The organism is Bacteroides sp., from assembly GCF_030151085.1.
GTDB lineage: Bacteria > Bacteroidota > Bacteroidia > Bacteroidales > Bacteroidaceae > Bacteroides.
The window spans coordinates 1-16,297 of record NZ_JASLER010000101.1 but is presented as its reverse complement, the minus strand read 5'-3'; the positions used below and the strand labels follow the sequence as shown (position 1 = coordinate 16,297).

Sequence of the window (16,297 nt, the reverse complement as noted above, 5' to 3'; positions counted from 1 at the left end):
AATGCTTTTTATTTGATGCGTACTGCATGGCTAGCACGTTTTTCAATCGAGTTAGCAATAGTAGTGACTTTCAGGGAGCGGGTTTCTTTTTTATCCAATTCTATGCTTCCGTCTATAATACCGAGTGCTGTGCTCAGTAGCAATTCGTTGGGATCGCCAAATGGCAGGAACTGCGCCAGATTACTGTTCTCATTAATTGCATAATCAGGCTTGAAACCTTTATCATAATCCGACTCACTTTTTGAGTTATAAATCATACAAATAATGGGACTCATTGTAATCATTAACTCCGGACTACTAAATGCTCTGGAGCCTACATTCTTTCCTTCGGTGGTACTACCTATCAAAACCACTTTCTGCATAAACGGTTTCAGACAGTTGATTACCATTTCGGAAGCAGAAGCTGTTTGATCGCTGGTGATGACGTAGAGGGTATTCAAGTTTAAGTTTGCTCCGTTTTGTATAAGGTTGGCATCCAAGTTGAAGGGAACTTGCCGTGGGTTGAAGCGAGTGTTGAATTCCAGAAATCCAAGTTCCTGCCCGAGTTTGTCGGCGGGGGCAAGCAAGGCACACATTAACTCAGCACAGGAGAGTAAGCCACCATTATTATAGCGTAAATCCAATACGAAATCGTTTATTTGATTGGATGCAAAATATTGGGAGGCACTGCGTAAATCGTTGTTATATTCATTGCTATTATCGGTAATGCCTGCACTGAAATGGTTGTAAACTAAGTAACCGATACGTTTGCCGGCTCTTTCATATACATTTTTATAAAATACCGGATTGTCGTTGACGGCACGTGCTGCTGCTATTTCCCTGGGAACTTTATAGGCTATGATTGTATCGCCTGGCACGTCATAATAACCTACTGTGAGTTTCATGGCACCGCTTCCGTAGAGCGCAGCGAAGTTTTTCTTGGTGATGGGTTCACCGTTCATATCCATAATCCAGTCACCTCTTTCCATGTTAATGGCGGAAGCAGGGCTGTTTTGGGCAACATAAAGTATGTGCGCGTAGTATGCGGTATCATTGTCTTCTACCCGGTCGATGGTGAACTGGAAACCGTAGCTTTTGTCCGTATATGGAATGCTTCGGGTTACATTGACAAGGCTGTCTATGGTAGAATAAGGTACACTGTTTTTTCCATCTTTTTTAGATAGTATGGATGAAAAGAACTTGAATGGTTCTAAGAAATAGTTCACTTCCTTGCTGGGTGGCATTTCTTCATTCCAATAGTACCATACCCGCATGCTATCGTCAATCCAGCGGTCGGTAGCGGTTTCAGCGGCGTATGCAGGCCAACGGTCTTCTCCGCAGGAGGTCAAATAGATGGGAACAATTAAGGTTCCCAATATAGATAATAATATATTTCTTGCTTTCATAGTTGCAAAGATAGGAAAAGATAAGAATAGTTTGTTTGCTCCTACCACAAATATGGTATAAAATTCCCTATCTTATGTCATAGGTTACTATGATTCTTCCCCTTATCTTTGCAACATCAGAAAAAAGAACGAAATTATTCATCTAAAATACAGACGACAATGGAAACAAAGAAATTGCATTTTGAGACTTTACAACTTCATGTAGGGCAAGAACAACCCGATCCGGCAACTGATGCACGTGCTGTTCCTATCTATCAGACTACATCATACGTATTCCGTGACTCGGCACATGCTGCCGCACGTTTTGGCTTGCAGGACCCGGGTAATATATATGGGCGCTTGACGAATTCTACGCAAGATGTATTCGAAAAGCGTGTAGCTGCTTTGGAAGGCGGAGTGGCTGCGTTGGCAGTAGCTTCCGGTGCGGCAGCCATCACATACGCTTTCGAGAATATCACCCGTGCGGGTGACCATATTGTTGCTGCTAAGACCATCTATGGCGGAACTTATAATTTGCTGGCTCACACATTGCCGACATACGGGGTTACTACTACTTTTGTAGATCCCAGTGATTTGAGTAATTTCGAAAAAGCCATTCAGGAGAATACTAAAGCTGTTTTTATCGAGACTCTGGGCAATCCGAATTCAAACATCATCGATATTGATGCAGTGGCCGAAATAGCCCATCGCCACAATATTCCTTTGATTATAGATAATACTTTTGGTACTCCTTATTTGATTCGACCTATCGAGCACGGTGCAGATATTGTAGTTCATTCTGCTACCAAGTTTATCGGAGGACACGGAACGTCTTTGGGCGGTGTCATTGTAGATAGTGGTAAGTTCGACTGGGTAGCTTCCGGTAAGTTTCCTCAACTGACTGAGCCGGATGCAAGTTATCACGGCGTGCGTTTTGTAGATGCTGCCGGACCTGCGGCTTACGTTATTCGTATTCGTGCCGTATTGTTACGTGATACAGGTGCCGCTATCAGTCCTTTCAACGCATTCATTTTGCTGCAAGGACTCGAAACATTATCACTTCGCGTAGAGCGCCACGTAGAGAATGCCCTGAAAGTAGTGGACTTCTTAAAGAAGCATCCTAAGGTTGCCGCTGTGAATCATCCGTCTTTGTCTGACCATCCGGATCATGCATTATATAAGAAGTATTTCCCTCAAGGTGCCGGTTCAATCTTCACTTTTGAAGTGAAAGGTGGAACTAAGGAAGCTCAAGCATTTATAGATAATCTGCAAATATTCTCTTTATTGGCGAATGTTGCTGATGTGAAATCATTGGTTATACATCCTGCCACCACCACCCATTCTCAGTTGAACGAACAGGAATTGGCAGAGCAGGGAATCAAACCGGGTACTGTTCGCCTTTCTATCGGAACAGAACATATCGATGATTTGTTAGATGATTTGTCACAGGCATTGGAGAAGATCTAAAATGTAATTTTAAATAGTACAGGAAAAGTAAATATAATCATATTATATTACATTTCCTGCTTATTTGCCACTGTATTAATAAAGGGTGGATGATGTTTACTAAAAATCCACTGAATTTTTAGTAAATTCCCGATAGATTTTTACTAAAAATTCGGAAGGTTTTTACTAAAAATTTTCACCCCTTCGAGAAGTACTTCTGACAAGGATTTTAAGCTAGTTGAATGATGTTTTTTGTTTTGAGAAAAAATGAGACAAATAGTAAGTGAGAATGCTGATATAGCCGTACTATTATCGGGAGGTGTCGATAGTTCTGTTGTTGTACATCTTCTTTGTGAACAAGGTTTTCGTCCTTCTCTGTTTTATATTAAAATAGGGAAGGATGATGCTGATTATATGGATTGCTCTGCAGAAGAAGATCTGGAGATTGCCACAGCCATTGCCCGTCGCTACGGTCTGCCGTTGGAGGTAGTGGATCTGCATAAAGAATACTGGGATAATGTAGCTGCCTACGCCATTGACAAAATACGTCGCGGATTGACGCCGAACCCTGATGTAATGTGCAACAAACTCATCAAATTCGGATGTTTTGAGCAACGGGTAGGGAAGGAGTTTGATTTTACCGCTACCGGGCATTATGCTACCACCGTGGTGCTGGACGGAAAAACCTGGCTAGGTACTGCCTTAGACCCTGTTAAAGACCAGACCGACTTCCTGGCACAAATAGACTATTTACAAGTTTCCAAACTGATGTTTCCATTGGGCGGACTGATGAAGCACGAAGTCCGTGATATTGCTATGCGTGCCGGACTACCCAGCGCCAAGCGTAGAGATAGCCAAGGTATTTGTTTTTTAGGTAAGATTAATTATAATGATTTTGTTCGCCGCTTTCTTGGCGAGAAAGAAGGCGAAATTATAGAACTGGAAACCGGCAAGCGCTTGGGCAAGCATCGTGGCTATTGGTTCCATACCATAGGTCAGCGAAAAGGGTTAGGATTGAGTGGCGGACCGTGGTTTGTGGTTCGTAAAGATATTAATGAGAATATAGTTTATGTTTCCCACGGATACGATACCGAAAAGCAATACGGAAACGAGTTTCGCATGTACGACTTTCATTTCATTACGGATGATCCTTGGAAAGAGTTATCGGAACAAGTGGACATAACCTTCAAGATACGCCATACGCCGGAATTCATCAAAGGGCGTTTGTCGCAAGAGGCAGACGGTTATCGTATCATTTCTGCTGAGAAACTGCAAGGTATAGCTCCCGGACAGTTTGGAGTGATTTACGATGAGGCTTCCCGGCTTTGCATCGGTAGTGGAGAAATCTATATGTAATATTCTACCAAATCTACAATGCCTGCTTTCATGGCATATTTGGTAGCTTCGTGCGCATTGTTTACATTCAGCTTCCGGAATATATTTTTCCGGTGGCTATTTACTGTATGGAAGCTAAGGTTGCGTTCGATAGCAATCTCTTTTGTAGTCTTCCCCAAAGCTATTTCCTTCAAAATACTTCGTTCGGCAGGCGTTAATAAATCATCCTTGATGGCAGGATGAGTAGGCGAGGGTATTCCATTGCCTGCTAGTAGCAAGTTGCTGACATAATTGCAAATAAAACGCTCTTTGCGTGTAGCACATTGCAGAGCCGAGAATATTTCTTCTTTAGAATTATCCTTCATTACCACTCCGAATGCCATGCTGCTGAACAATACTTGCCGTAGGAAAGTCATGCTCAATTCATCGGAAAACAGTAACCAGTCGGTTTCTTTAAAACGTTCATGCAATACAATCAGCTCTTCAACACCCGAAAAATCAAAAAGGGTATAGTCCAGAATAACAACTGCTGTAGGGTGCAAGCGTAACTGCTGTATTAACTCCGCCTTATTATCTGCCTCCAATAATAAAGAAGTATCTTTCTGCTTGCTCAGCAAGAACATCATACCGGCTTTGGTAATATCTTGATTATCTGCAATGATATATTCTCTCATCAAAGTGAATAGTTATTAAAAAAAACTCCGCTGCAAATGTACACTTTTTAAGTGATTTGCAGCGGAGTGAGGTTATATAATTTGTAAGGGTTTTACCAAGAACGTCCCTTGAAGATGTTCGACTGGTTCAACGGAACCAAATTACCGCTCAATGTCATGGTGTTGCCATTGAAGTTCGGGCTAATGGTTACAGTTGCATTGTTACCTCCGTCAGTCAATGTAAGGAATATCTGTGCTGAGATACCGATACCTTGAATACTGAAGTTGCAATTAACGTTTCCTCTCTTGTCAGTGGTTGTCTGAATATCAGAAACTGTTCCATCTACTGTTACTCCACCGATACCGTTAGGACCGGGATATACAGTATTGAATGCTACCTGTACTGTACCACGTCCTTCGTTAACCAAAACGAAGTTAGTGTTGGAATTTACAAATGCGGTTTGTCCGTTACGGAACATAACCTGGTTAGCTTCCATTACAAATTGTTTTGCCTGCAATGCTGCAACAGCGTCATCGTATGAGATGGTGTTCGCTACTTGCTCTTCTGCTTTCATCTTTGCACGCTTAGCGTCTCTTTCTGCTTTGCGTTCTGCTCTACTACTTTCCTGGGCAAATACGGTGTTCGCTGTGATGCCCAACATTACTAATGCTGCTAATGCAATAAACTTTTTCATACTCAATTTTTGTTTAGGTTTAATAAATTGTTCGTTATCAAGTTTATTCCAAAAACAACCTCTATGAAGGATTGTTCACAGGTTTCTTAAAAATTTTATATTCGAAACTCTTTTCTACTAAGGAATTTCTTTTTCCTTATTAATTTGTACTTTTGCAATGATTTAGCAGAATTATTCTCCTTATCCCCCCGTCAAAGGGGAGGAGGGGATAATATAATGATCGTTTAATATGGAAAAAAATAAATTGGTTACAACAAAGAAAGTCGTAACTTTTGGTGAAATAATGCTTCGCCTGACTACTCCGGGTTTCCGTCGTTTTTCACAAGCCAATGAGTTCATTGCAACTTATGGTGGCAGTGAGGCTAATGTTGCCGTTTCTTTGGCAAATTTTGGTATACCTACCGAATTTGTTACTCGTCTGCCGGATAATGCGGTGGCACATGCTTGCATGGCATCTTTGCGTGCCAGTGGTTTGGGAACCGAAGGAATTGTATGGGGAGGTGATCGCTTGGGATTATATTATTTGGAATGTGGTGCTGCTTTCCGTAATTCAAATGTGGTCTATGATCGTGCAGGTTCCTCTTTTGCTACTCTGCGCCCGGGTATGATTGATTGGGAGAAGATATTTGCTGATGCCGGTTGGTTTCATTGGTCGGGCATTGCGGCAGCCCTTTCGCAAGATGGAGCAGATGCTTGCCTGGAAGCGCTCGAAGTTGCCGACCGCATGGGCTTGACAATATCCTGTGATCTTAATTTCCGTAAGAAACTTTGGAACTATGGTCGTACGGCAGCCGAAGTCATGCAACCTTTAGTGCAATATAGTGACGTCATCTTTGGTGCCGAGCCTGAATATAAAGAGATCCTTGGCATTCAGCCTGTAGGTTTTAAAGCTACCAATGCTACTGATACTTCCTTTGAATCCGATCTACCTGCTTTCGAAGCTTTTGGTCAGAAAGTATCTGAACTTGTTCCTCGTTGCAAGAAGATATTTCTTGAACTGCGTAACTCTATTACTTCCAATCACAACCTTCTTGCGGCAGTGCTCTATTCCGACGGTAGTTTAAAGCATACCGGTATATACAATATCGAACATGAAGTAGATCGTGTGGGCACGGGTGACGCCTTTGTAGGCGGTTTGATATATGGATTGATTAGTTATCCGAATGATGACCAGAAGGCATTGGAATATGCACTTGCCGCCTCTGCATTGAAAAACACCATTTATGGTGATTTCAACCTTGTGACGGTGGAAGAAGTGGAAAGCCTGATGAATGGGAATACTTCAGGGCGTGTATCAAGATAAGTACGGGATATGATTGCCTGTATTTCCGATAGCTGTATAAAAGAACGAGCCCCACATCCGGCAATGGATGTGGGGCTCGTAAATATAGAAATAGTTATTAGACTTCAACTACGGTTTCCATTTCTTCCGGTCGGGGTTCTGCAGTCAGTTTGCGATAGATTACAGCTTCGCAACCCAAGTTCGCTACCATAAATATAGCTACGACGATTAATCCTAGTATGAAACCGAAGAATCCGCTGTGTACAGCTATCATGGCAACAATATAGATGGCTATAAAATAAACAATTACCAATACAAAGCTCACACCGAAAATAGTCCACTTATATCCGTAAGTTGCTTTATTACTGCGAATCATTGCTTCACCCGGAGCAATGCCTTTATCCAGCAGAATGTAGATAGCAAGTGACCAACCGATAGCAATGATAATACCCGGTATAATCATGAAAAACATGGCAGGTAATATAGATAAATACATCAGTCCGATAAGTGTAAAGAACTCACCCATGTATTGACGGTATTTGCCGTCGAAAATGAATAAAGGAGAAATGATTTTTCCTTTGCTGAGTTCAATAGGAATAGTCATCATGGCAATCGTTGTACCAACATTGAGATATGGAATCCAGATCGTCAATAACCATAATATTGTTGCCCCCAACATAGAAGCCGCATTTTTGATACCAATGCCAATACCTTCGGAGAGTACGCTCCCCACTGAAATTTTTCTTTGTTCTTCCATAATACCAGAGTATTTTGATTAATATTAAAAGATTTGATTCAATATTTACAAATATAAACCTTTTAACATATATTCCCAAACATATTGAGTATTATTTTCTGAAAATCTGCACTTTATTTCTTGGTAAAGAGAGTTATTGTAAGCGAAATCATTGTCAGCGTTACACCAATACCTGCCACACCTGCCCATTGCCATGCCTGCCAACAGCTACCTGCCAGGAAAGTTCCCAATGACCCGCCAATGAAGTAGGTAGTCATGAAGATTGTGTTTACCCGATTGGAGGCAGAAGGACAAATCTCAAAGATGCTGGTCTGGTTACTGAGTTGGATGCACTGCATGCCTATATCTATCAGTATTACACCGGCAATGATTCCCACATAACTGTTACCCCAGAAATAGAGCGATGCCCATGAAAGAATGATTAGTGCGCAACCTATAAAGTTAAAATTACGGATGCCGACTGTCTTCACATATTTGCCCACAAAAGAAGCTGTCAATGCTCCTGCAATGCCACATAAACCTAATATTCCGATTACGTCACTATTTGCATAAAAAGGAGCCTGTCCCATTTTAAATGCAAGACATGACCACATGGCCAGAAAAGAACCGAAAGCCAATGCCGCCCTTATAGAGTATATGCGTAGTGTCGGATAATCTTTAATCAACTGAAAGAGGGATTTCATCAATTCTGCATACTTACCTTGAAAAGTAGGTCGTATATCCGGCAGAACTTTCAATACCACTATGGCACAAATCAGCATTAAGCCTGCTGCTATAAAATACATTTCGCGCCATCCCAAAATTTCTCCGACAAAGCCGCTGACTACACGTGATGCCAGTATGCCTGTCAGTAGACCGGAAATAACAATTCCTACATTACGTCCTTTATTCTCCGGACGTGAGAATTGGGAAGCAATCGGAACAAATATTTGGGGAATCATGGAACAGATACCTGTAATGAGTGAAGCAACCCAGATAATGTATATATTGGGGGCTACGGCAATTGCAATTAACGAGAAAATGAGTAAGATGAAGTTTATTAATATAATCTTCTTGCGTTGGAACAAGTCACCTAGCGGTACTATGAACAACAATCCTATGGCATAGCCAACTTGCGTAATCATGGCGATCAGATTACTTTTGAATTCAGATACACCCAATTCATGGCGCATTACATTCAATAATGGTTGGTTGTAGTATAGGTTTGCTACAGATATACCTGCCACGATGGCAAGCGTCCAAAGTATATGTGCGGGCAGTCCGCCGTTCTCTTTCAATTCTTGTTTCATGCTGCAAAGATAATCAACTCCCTAATATGTAATTGCAAATCTTGCTATAAAGAATAAAAAGCTCTTTTTCGTTATGCACAGAGAAAAGCTTTTTTAGTTTCAATATTCTCGGATTATATTCTAATACCTTGCATCTTTTTTTTATTTTGATTGTTGTACTGTTATTTTTCATATTATCAAATAATGTGTTTTTATTTGCGAAATTGAAATAGATATACCTAAACAACTATACAACTTGATGGAAAAATCGATGTTAGATCAATTAAGGATTTCTGTAGAAAAATAGAAGGAGGGTACAGTGAATCCGCTTATTCGAACCAGCCTCCCGTCCTATATCCGGCCTCCTCCTAAATTTCTTTTAGGTAAATCTCATTGTGCTTTAAAATGGAAAATAAACAAGAATTTTTGTGCTTTGAATATCGTTTTATTCAAAGTATAACTTAACATATATTCGTATGAAACATATAACAACAATTTTGACTTCGTTTTTCGTTCTTTTTTTAGTGGTAGGGATATATTATAAATTCCTTAGTGCGATTATAATAGTAATGTTTGGCGGAGTGTGGTTATTATGCTGGCTCTTATTTTATTTACATTCAATTTGTGAAGAGAGAGATTTGCTGAAAGAAGGGAATCAATACTTTATTGATACTTTTCAAAATATCCGTAATCCTATTTCACTGATAAAAACTCCTTTGGGAGTAGTTTGTGAAAAAGAATGTCCCGAATTTGTGAAAAAAGAAGTGTCTATTGCCATTCATCATATTGAAGGGCTCGAACAACATCTGACGACATTGATGGGGTTGAAGCATTCTCTTGTTTACTCTGGTAATTTAGATGTGGCAGAACATGAGATCAGCTCGTTCATTAAAAGAAAAGTGAATCCTCTTCAATCTTACGCTGCCGGATTGGATATGACTCTGGAAATATCTCCCGAATTTGACTATGCCAGCGCATGGTTTGACCAGGGCAAAATATCTCCGGTAATAGATAAGTTTGTGATAAGCGCCATTGATTGTGCTCTTCCCGATACGCATCTTGTCATGCAGATATTGTTGAATGATAAATATTGGGCGATAAAGATTAAAGATAGTGGTAATGGGTTATTTCTGAAATATTGCAAATGGTACTTATCGTGGTTGCCTGCACCGAAAACAGTGCATCGCAGACAATGGAAAATGGGTAGTACCTTATTTAAGAGAATGTTGAATTTATGTGATGGTAAAATAGCTGTTTCAGAAGGGGAGGTATTATTGAAGTTCCCTGTAAAATGTCCACTCGAACCCGTACCTAGTCACTATGAAAGGGAAAAAGAATATGCATTACTTGACGAAGCGGCAGAAGCCTATCTTTGCCCTCCTTTTAAAAAGAAGAGTGTGGATAAACCGGTAGTTGTCTTGGTGGACAATGATGAAAGGTTTTGTCGGTATTTGGAGAAATGTTTATCGGACGATTTTAATATTATAACTTTTACTAATGGTTCGGAAGCATTGAAATCCATTCACGACGAGCATCCTGATTTAGTAATATGCGATGTGATGTTATATGGAATGAGTGGTGATGAACTGTCTTCAAAACTAAAAACATCCAGAGATACTTCATTTATTCCTATCATTCTGTTAGGCTCATCTCTCGATGTAAAGAAGCGTGCGAAGAGAGGATATTCGTTGGCGGACATCTTTATGTACAAACCTTTTAATGTGGAGGATTTGAAAATAGAAATATCCGTTTTGATAGCTAATAGCTATCTCCAGAGAAAGTCTTTTCTTCAGAAAGTGTTTGGTGAGGAATTTCTGGTACACAGAATAGAGGAGACTCAGCAGGAAAATAATCTGAAATTCCTTGATGAAGTGAAAAACTATGTTTTGGATAATCTGGATAAAGAAGATTTCCTGGTTGATGATCTTGCTGCCAATATGTGCATGAGCCGTACTACCTTTTATAATAAGTGGAAGTCATTGACAGGTGAAGCTCCCAAATATCTGATTTCACACATCCGTATGGAGAAGGCACGTGAATTGTTGGAAAGTGGAAAATATTCTGTTACCATTGTTGCAGAAATGGTGGGAATGAGGAACTTGAAGAACTTTAGAAGTAAATACAAAGAATATTTTGGAAAGAGTCCGAAGGAGTTTTTGAAGAAGATATAATCTTTGTGAGATATGAAAAAGAAAGAGCTTTCTGCGAAGGAAGCTCTTTTAATAATTAGTTGCATAATTATTTCATTTTATAGGAAAAATTATCCACTAAAATAATGAAATGAGCATAAACTCTCATATCTTTGTACTGGTTAATTGTTATTATATGTAGTGGTGTTTAAATTCATGGAACAAGAACAAATATTATCGGTTTTTGATTCACTTCCTGTGGGAGTAGGACTTTATTCCAACGACGGGACATTGATTCATTTTAATGAGAATTTCTGTCGGATTTTTGGAATTGATGAAGCATCAGTGAAAGAAAAACCGATTAACATCAATGATAATGTTATCATTCCTGGTGAAATGAAAACAGCTGTATGCAAAGGACATAATTTGCATACGTCTATTACATATAATTTTGATGCTTCAACAAAAGGCGGGCGATACATATCTTCGCATTCGCAGGACCGTGTCTTAAAATTTAGTGGAAACCAATTACTCAATAGCACAGGTAAGGAAGTCAATTATATATTAATTGTTGAAGATGTCACTGAACCTTTGCGAAAAGAAGAAATGCTTCGTCGTAGTAAGCGTAAAACTGAGTTGGCCATACAAGCAGCAGATATTGTTTTGTGGGAATATGATGCACTTGCCAGATACTTCTATAGTGATAATGAACCCTTAATCGATTATGACGAATCAAAGCCTATTAGTTGTGAATTATATATAGAAACTTTACATAGTGAAGATAGGGAACATGCCACTGAAATGATACGGAGGATGAATGAAGGCGAAGACTTCACATTTAGCTTTGAAACTCGTATTATTTTGCCGGATAGTTCGGATTGGCAATATTGTACAGTGAGTGGTTCGCCCTATGAATATGATCAGAATGGTAAAGTAATAAAATATGTAGGTTCTCGAAAAAACAATACTGAGATAAATAAGAAGCAGGTACTTCTGAAAAAAGTGCTTGATAATATACCTCTTTCCGTTCATATCAAGGATATAGAAGACCGTTTCCGCTATGTTTTCTGTAATGAAGAAAGCAAGCGAATGTTTGGTACGAGTGAAGATAAAACGACTTACGATGTATTGAGTAATGATGAGGTAGCACGAATTCAGAAGACGGATATTGAGGTTTTCAATACCGGTACTCCTTATCTAGGTTTGGAACATATCGTATTGAAAGACGGTCGTTCCTACGATACAATTGTTCGTAAAAGTATCATCGAAGATGAAGGGAAACGTTTATTGTTAAATACCCGATGGGATCAGAGTATGCAGAACGAGCTAAAGCGTCGTGCCCAACTTCTTTCCATAACTCTGGAGACCATGAATGCTTATACTTGGTTTTATGAGCCTGATATAGATAGATTGAGTTTTGGAGAGGGATTCGATAAGACCGGAATAAAAAACTCTGATTTTGATACAAAGGAGAAATATCTTAAGCTTGTGCATCCTGACGATAAAAAGGTATTCACCGAATCTTTACAGGAGGCTCTTGATTCGGAGAATGATATATGGGATGTTGAGGTTCGTCTTGATTTCAAAGGTAATGGCGAGTACCAATGGTGGGAAGTGCGTGGTATAGTCGAAACAACCACCCTGAATGATGAGCCTTATAAATATATGTTTGGAATGAGTCTGAATATAGACTCTCATAAACATACAGAAATGGTGCTGCTGGAAAACAAAAAGGCACTCGATAATTTGGTTCAGCAAAACGAATTGGTACTCAACAATACGAATTCTGGATTGGCATATATTACCAAGGATTATATCGTGCAGTGGGAAAACATTTCTTTTTGCTCCAAAAGTATCTCTTATGAAGCATATAAGAAAGGAGAACTTTGTTATAAGAGTGCTCATAATCGTACTTCTCCTTGTGAAAATTGTGTATTGCAGCGTGCTTTATTATCGCACCAGACAGAGCAGATTAAGTTTAATCTTGATAGCGAACATACTGTAGAAGTTTTTGCAACTCCTGTATTTATGGAGGATGGCACTATGGATGGTATTGTAATCAGGGTGGATGATGTGACGGAACGTGAGCGAATGATTGAGGAACTACGTCAGGCAAAACTGGAAGCAGAACAGTCGGATAAACTAAAATCAGCATTTTTAGCGAATATGAGTCATGAAATACGTACTCCGTTGAATGCAATTGTGGGCTTCTCTGAATTAATGATGTATGGAGAAGAGGAAGATAGGGAAGAGTATATCCAGATTATCAATACTAATAATGAACTGTTATTGAAGCTAATTAATGATATACTTGATTTATCCAAACTAGAAGCCGGTTCGGTAGAGTTGAAGTATGAGAAGTATGATTTATCGGAGCATTTCAATAATATGACTGCTTCTATGAAGCAACGTATCACTAATCCTAACGTGTGTTTATTAGCTGTTAATCCATATTCTACTTGTCAGGTTCTTCTTGATCGGAATCGTGTTGCGCAGGTTTTGACTAACTACGTAACCAATGCGATAAAATATACGCCCACAGGAACAATAGAGATGGGGTATGAAAAGAGGGAGCAAGGCATTTACTTTTATGTAAAAGATACTGGTATTGGTATTGCGGATGAAAAGAAAGAAAAGGTCTTCCATCGTTTTGAGAAACTGGATGATTTTGCACAGGGCACTGGATTGGGATTATCTATTTGTAAGGCAATAGCTGAATCTATGGGTGGTACGGTTGGCTTTGAAAGTAACTATGGAGAAGGTTCCTTGTTCTGGGCAATGTTACCTTGTGAAGTTAACATTTTATCCGAAGAAGCTGACTCTGCTAAAGCAGCGGATAGCAATGGTAGAAGTAGTACATCTGCTTCTGGTCTATCTGCATCTGATTCATCTTCTGACTCAACGACGCATAAAACGATTTTGATAGCCGAAGATATACAAAGTAATTACCAACTTGTATCGGCAATGTTGAAGAAGAATTATGAGCTGTTACGTGCAGTAAATGGAAAAGAAGTTCTCGATATCGTGCGTAACCGTCATATTGATTTGTTGCTTACGGATATGAAAATGCCTGTAATGGACGGATTATCTGCTACAGCCGAAATACGTAAATTCAATACTAAGCTACCCATTATTGCGTTAACTGCTCATGCTTTTGAAACTGACCGCTTGGCTGCTCTGGCTGCGGGATGTAATGAATATCTAGTGAAACCAATTGATAAAGCAAAATTAATGGCAGTATTGAAAAAGTATTGCTAAAGAGATTCTTTTCTAATGATATACTATCTATACATGATTTCTACAAAATAGATTGTATATCATTCTTCTTGTATTATTTCCTTCTGATAATCCTTAAAGAAGTCACGATTCAGTATTTGTGATATCCTTAATAAAAGTTCTGTGTCGATGCTTTTGCGCTTGAATATGTTGTACACGTTGGTGCGTTCACAATAGAGCTTATTAGCAAACCAAGTGACAGAACGTTCCTGATGGTGAAGTTCTTTTTCGATTAGTTTTCCGATGTGTACCATAGATGTTTGTTTGCAAAAAAAGGCGGAACCATTCATTACCTATCCGAACTGAGGTACCGCCAAGCACCCGATCAATGAATAAGTACGAACAGTTCACGCCTATACAAGCGTGAACCTTCACTTACTTACTCTCATTGATCTTCAAATTGGCGGTTTTCAGTTACGAGAATAAGAGCTAAAGCTCAAATATTTTATAAGTATAAAATGGAAACGCTATTCCTAATGTTTATAATTTATGTTCATTTAATCATTTATTGCAAGATACTACACTTGGTGCAGTGCTTCTTGTTCAAGAAATATAGTTCTTTCTAATTCGTATTTATATCATTTTGTTAATGCAAATATAGTGAATGTTTTTTGTCTCTTCTTATAGAACTCGGTTTTTATGAGTTGTAGATTACTTTGTTTCACGCACACAACGGATTGGACCACCAACAGAACGGCGAGTATAAACGTACATCGTTTCAAAAATACTAATTTGTGCTGTTGTATGTAAATGTAGAATGTATACAGTTCCATTTCTGCCAGAGGTAGATGTATGATAATTACCGCATATACCAAATCTTTGTAAATTTCCACTAGGAAGTCTAACACCTTGGCTTGGAAAGTAAACAGGAGTTTCACTTAAATTTTTCCAACCTCGCATATACATATGATACCCAAAATTAGCACTATTTTCTGCCACTGTATTTTCTGAGCAATTTATTAATTGGTATGTATTATCAGTTGTATTAAATCCGGTTTTCGTGAAACCTAACCACATGTCTCCGGGTGCCAACATCCAACCAGAAGGACAAGGATCAAAAATAGATTTCTTATCAGCCCCATTATCAGCTAATAATAGATAATGAGGTAAATCCGTTTCATATATCTTATTTGCTTCAGATAGCGGTTTACCACCCCATAATTGATCGTTATGTCCCCAATACCAGTCACCCTCATTGATATAAACACTTTGATCAGAAGTATCATAAACATCTGTTGTTTTAATAAAATGAGTAGGATGCTTCAATGTGTAATCAACATTTCCATTATCAGCACTAACCATGACTGTTTGAAACACTTCCGTCACACTAGGAGTTTTATTCATAGCAATTAAAGCTGTTCTGTTGTCGTAAACAGGCACTACTAATTCTGAAGAATAAGGATCATAGCCATCACCATTAAAATAATCAATCTTTCCTTGAGGGAAAGGATCTTTTCTTCCCCATTGATACAACAATCCATAAGCTTTTGCACCTACTTCGGTATTGCTTAATGCACCCAAATTGCATGACATTACTGGTCTTCCTTCAACTCTTTTTTCTGAATGTATTCCGCTAGTATCCCAATCATAAGTAGTATAGGGTACCGCATTTGCCACCTGCGCCGGTGAACTATCATTCACCCAAATATGCCACGACCACAGTATCACTCCGCTGCTGTTATATCCTGCAACGACCGCATTCCCATCCGTATTTCCCGCCGTCACATAAACGATGCCGTCTTTCAGATACACACGCGTTCCGCTAGCGTTATTGCCGATTGCGAAGTTACTTCCGTCCCCTGTTTGCCACAATATATCCACCCGAGAAAACTTTTTGGCAGCTACAGTCTTATCCACATAATCTGCATATCGCCACCCGCCACCGGTCTCAGTGCGGGAGTAAGGATCGAAGGCGATACTGGCATTCCGCTTCATAACAAAGCAATTGGCCGGAGCCGCCATCACACGTGAGTCCGTAACGGAAGATTTCAGGTTCAGGGTCAACGTATATTTATAATTCCGTTTGATATTGAAATCATTCGTATTGTTCTCACCCGGATATACGGTATATACATAGCTCCCCCCATCCACT

The 16,297-nt window shown here is 39.4% G+C and carries 11 protein-coding genes and 1 pseudogene; 5 read left to right on the top strand and 7 right to left on the bottom strand.

Annotated elements, in window-relative coordinates; all coding sequences use genetic code 11:
• Positions 1-8 precede the first annotated feature (8 nt).
• Positions 9-1,385 (bottom strand): S41 family peptidase, encoded by a 1,377-nt coding sequence (locus tag Q1W14_RS21565; RefSeq protein WP_300704913.1) that lies wholly within the window; start codon positions 1,383-1,385, stop codon positions 9-11.
• Between the two features lie 159 nt (positions 1,386-1,544).
• Between Q1W14_RS21565 and Q1W14_RS21560 the strand changes: the two genes are divergently transcribed.
• Together Q1W14_RS21560 and mnmA are read left to right on the top strand one after the other, a co-directional pair.
• Positions 1,545-2,831, top strand: coding sequence for an O-acetylhomoserine aminocarboxypropyltransferase/cysteine synthase family protein (locus Q1W14_RS21560; RefSeq protein WP_300704911.1), 1,287 nt, complete (start codon positions 1,545-1,547; stop codon positions 2,829-2,831).
• 246 nt (positions 2,832-3,077) lie between these two features.
• The gene (mnmA, locus tag Q1W14_RS21555) at positions 3,078-4,166 is read left to right on the top strand and encodes a tRNA 2-thiouridine(34) synthase MnmA (RefSeq protein WP_300704910.1); all 1,089 of its coding nucleotides are present in this window, start codon (positions 3,078-3,080) and stop codon (positions 4,164-4,166) included.
• Here the strand turns inward: mnmA and Q1W14_RS21550 are convergent.
• Positions 4,157-4,819 carry a response regulator transcription factor gene (locus Q1W14_RS21550; RefSeq protein ID WP_300704908.1) on the bottom strand — a complete coding sequence of 221 codons (663 nt, stop codon included), beginning with the start codon at positions 4,817-4,819 and terminating at the stop codon, positions 4,157-4,159. The two genes, mnmA and Q1W14_RS21550, sit on opposite strands and share 10 nt — an antisense overlap.
• Before the next feature lie 92 nt (positions 4,820-4,911).
• The gene (locus tag Q1W14_RS21545; protein WP_300704906.1) at positions 4,912-5,493 is read right to left on the bottom strand and encodes a DUF4251 domain-containing protein; all 582 of its coding nucleotides are present in this window, start codon (positions 5,491-5,493) and stop codon (positions 4,912-4,914) included.
• 229 nt (positions 5,494-5,722) lie between these two features.
• Here Q1W14_RS21545 and Q1W14_RS21540 point away from each other — a divergent pair, with 229 nt between their 5' ends.
• Positions 5,723-6,796: a sugar kinase gene (locus tag Q1W14_RS21540; protein WP_300704904.1), complete on the top strand. Its 1,074-nt coding sequence runs from the start codon at positions 5,723-5,725 to the stop codon at positions 6,794-6,796.
• A gap of 97 nt (positions 6,797-6,893) precedes the next feature.
• Here the strand turns inward: Q1W14_RS21540 and Q1W14_RS21535 are convergent, their stop codons facing one another.
• Together Q1W14_RS21535 and Q1W14_RS21530 are read right to left on the bottom strand one after the other, a co-directional pair.
• Positions 6,894-7,532, bottom strand: coding sequence for a hypothetical protein (locus tag Q1W14_RS21535; RefSeq protein ID WP_300704903.1), 639 nt, complete (start codon positions 7,530-7,532; stop codon positions 6,894-6,896).
• Between the two features lie 113 nt (positions 7,533-7,645).
• Complete coding sequence (locus Q1W14_RS21530; protein WP_300704901.1) at positions 7,646-8,821, bottom strand: MFS transporter; 1,176 nt, start codon at positions 8,819-8,821, stop codon at positions 7,646-7,648.
• A gap of 455 nt (positions 8,822-9,276) precedes the next feature.
• Between Q1W14_RS21530 and Q1W14_RS21525 the strand changes: the two genes are divergently transcribed.
• The gene (locus Q1W14_RS21525; protein WP_300704899.1) at positions 9,277-10,971 is read left to right on the top strand and encodes a helix-turn-helix domain-containing protein; all 1,695 of its coding nucleotides are present in this window, start codon (positions 9,277-9,279) and stop codon (positions 10,969-10,971) included.
• A gap of 174 nt (positions 10,972-11,145) precedes the next feature.
• Positions 11,146-14,187: a response regulator gene (locus Q1W14_RS21520; RefSeq protein ID WP_300704897.1), complete on the top strand. Its 3,042-nt coding sequence runs from the start codon at positions 11,146-11,148 to the stop codon at positions 14,185-14,187.
• A gap of 59 nt (positions 14,188-14,246) precedes the next feature.
• Here the strand turns inward: Q1W14_RS21520 and Q1W14_RS21515 are convergent, their stop codons facing one another.
• Positions 14,247-14,459 (bottom strand): XRE family transcriptional regulator, encoded by a 213-nt coding sequence (locus tag Q1W14_RS21515; protein WP_300704895.1) that lies wholly within the window; start codon positions 14,457-14,459, stop codon positions 14,247-14,249.
• 397 nt (positions 14,460-14,856) lie between these two features.
• Positions 14,857-16,297: pseudogene (locus Q1W14_RS21510) on the bottom strand (DUF4906 domain-containing protein); the annotation flags it as partial.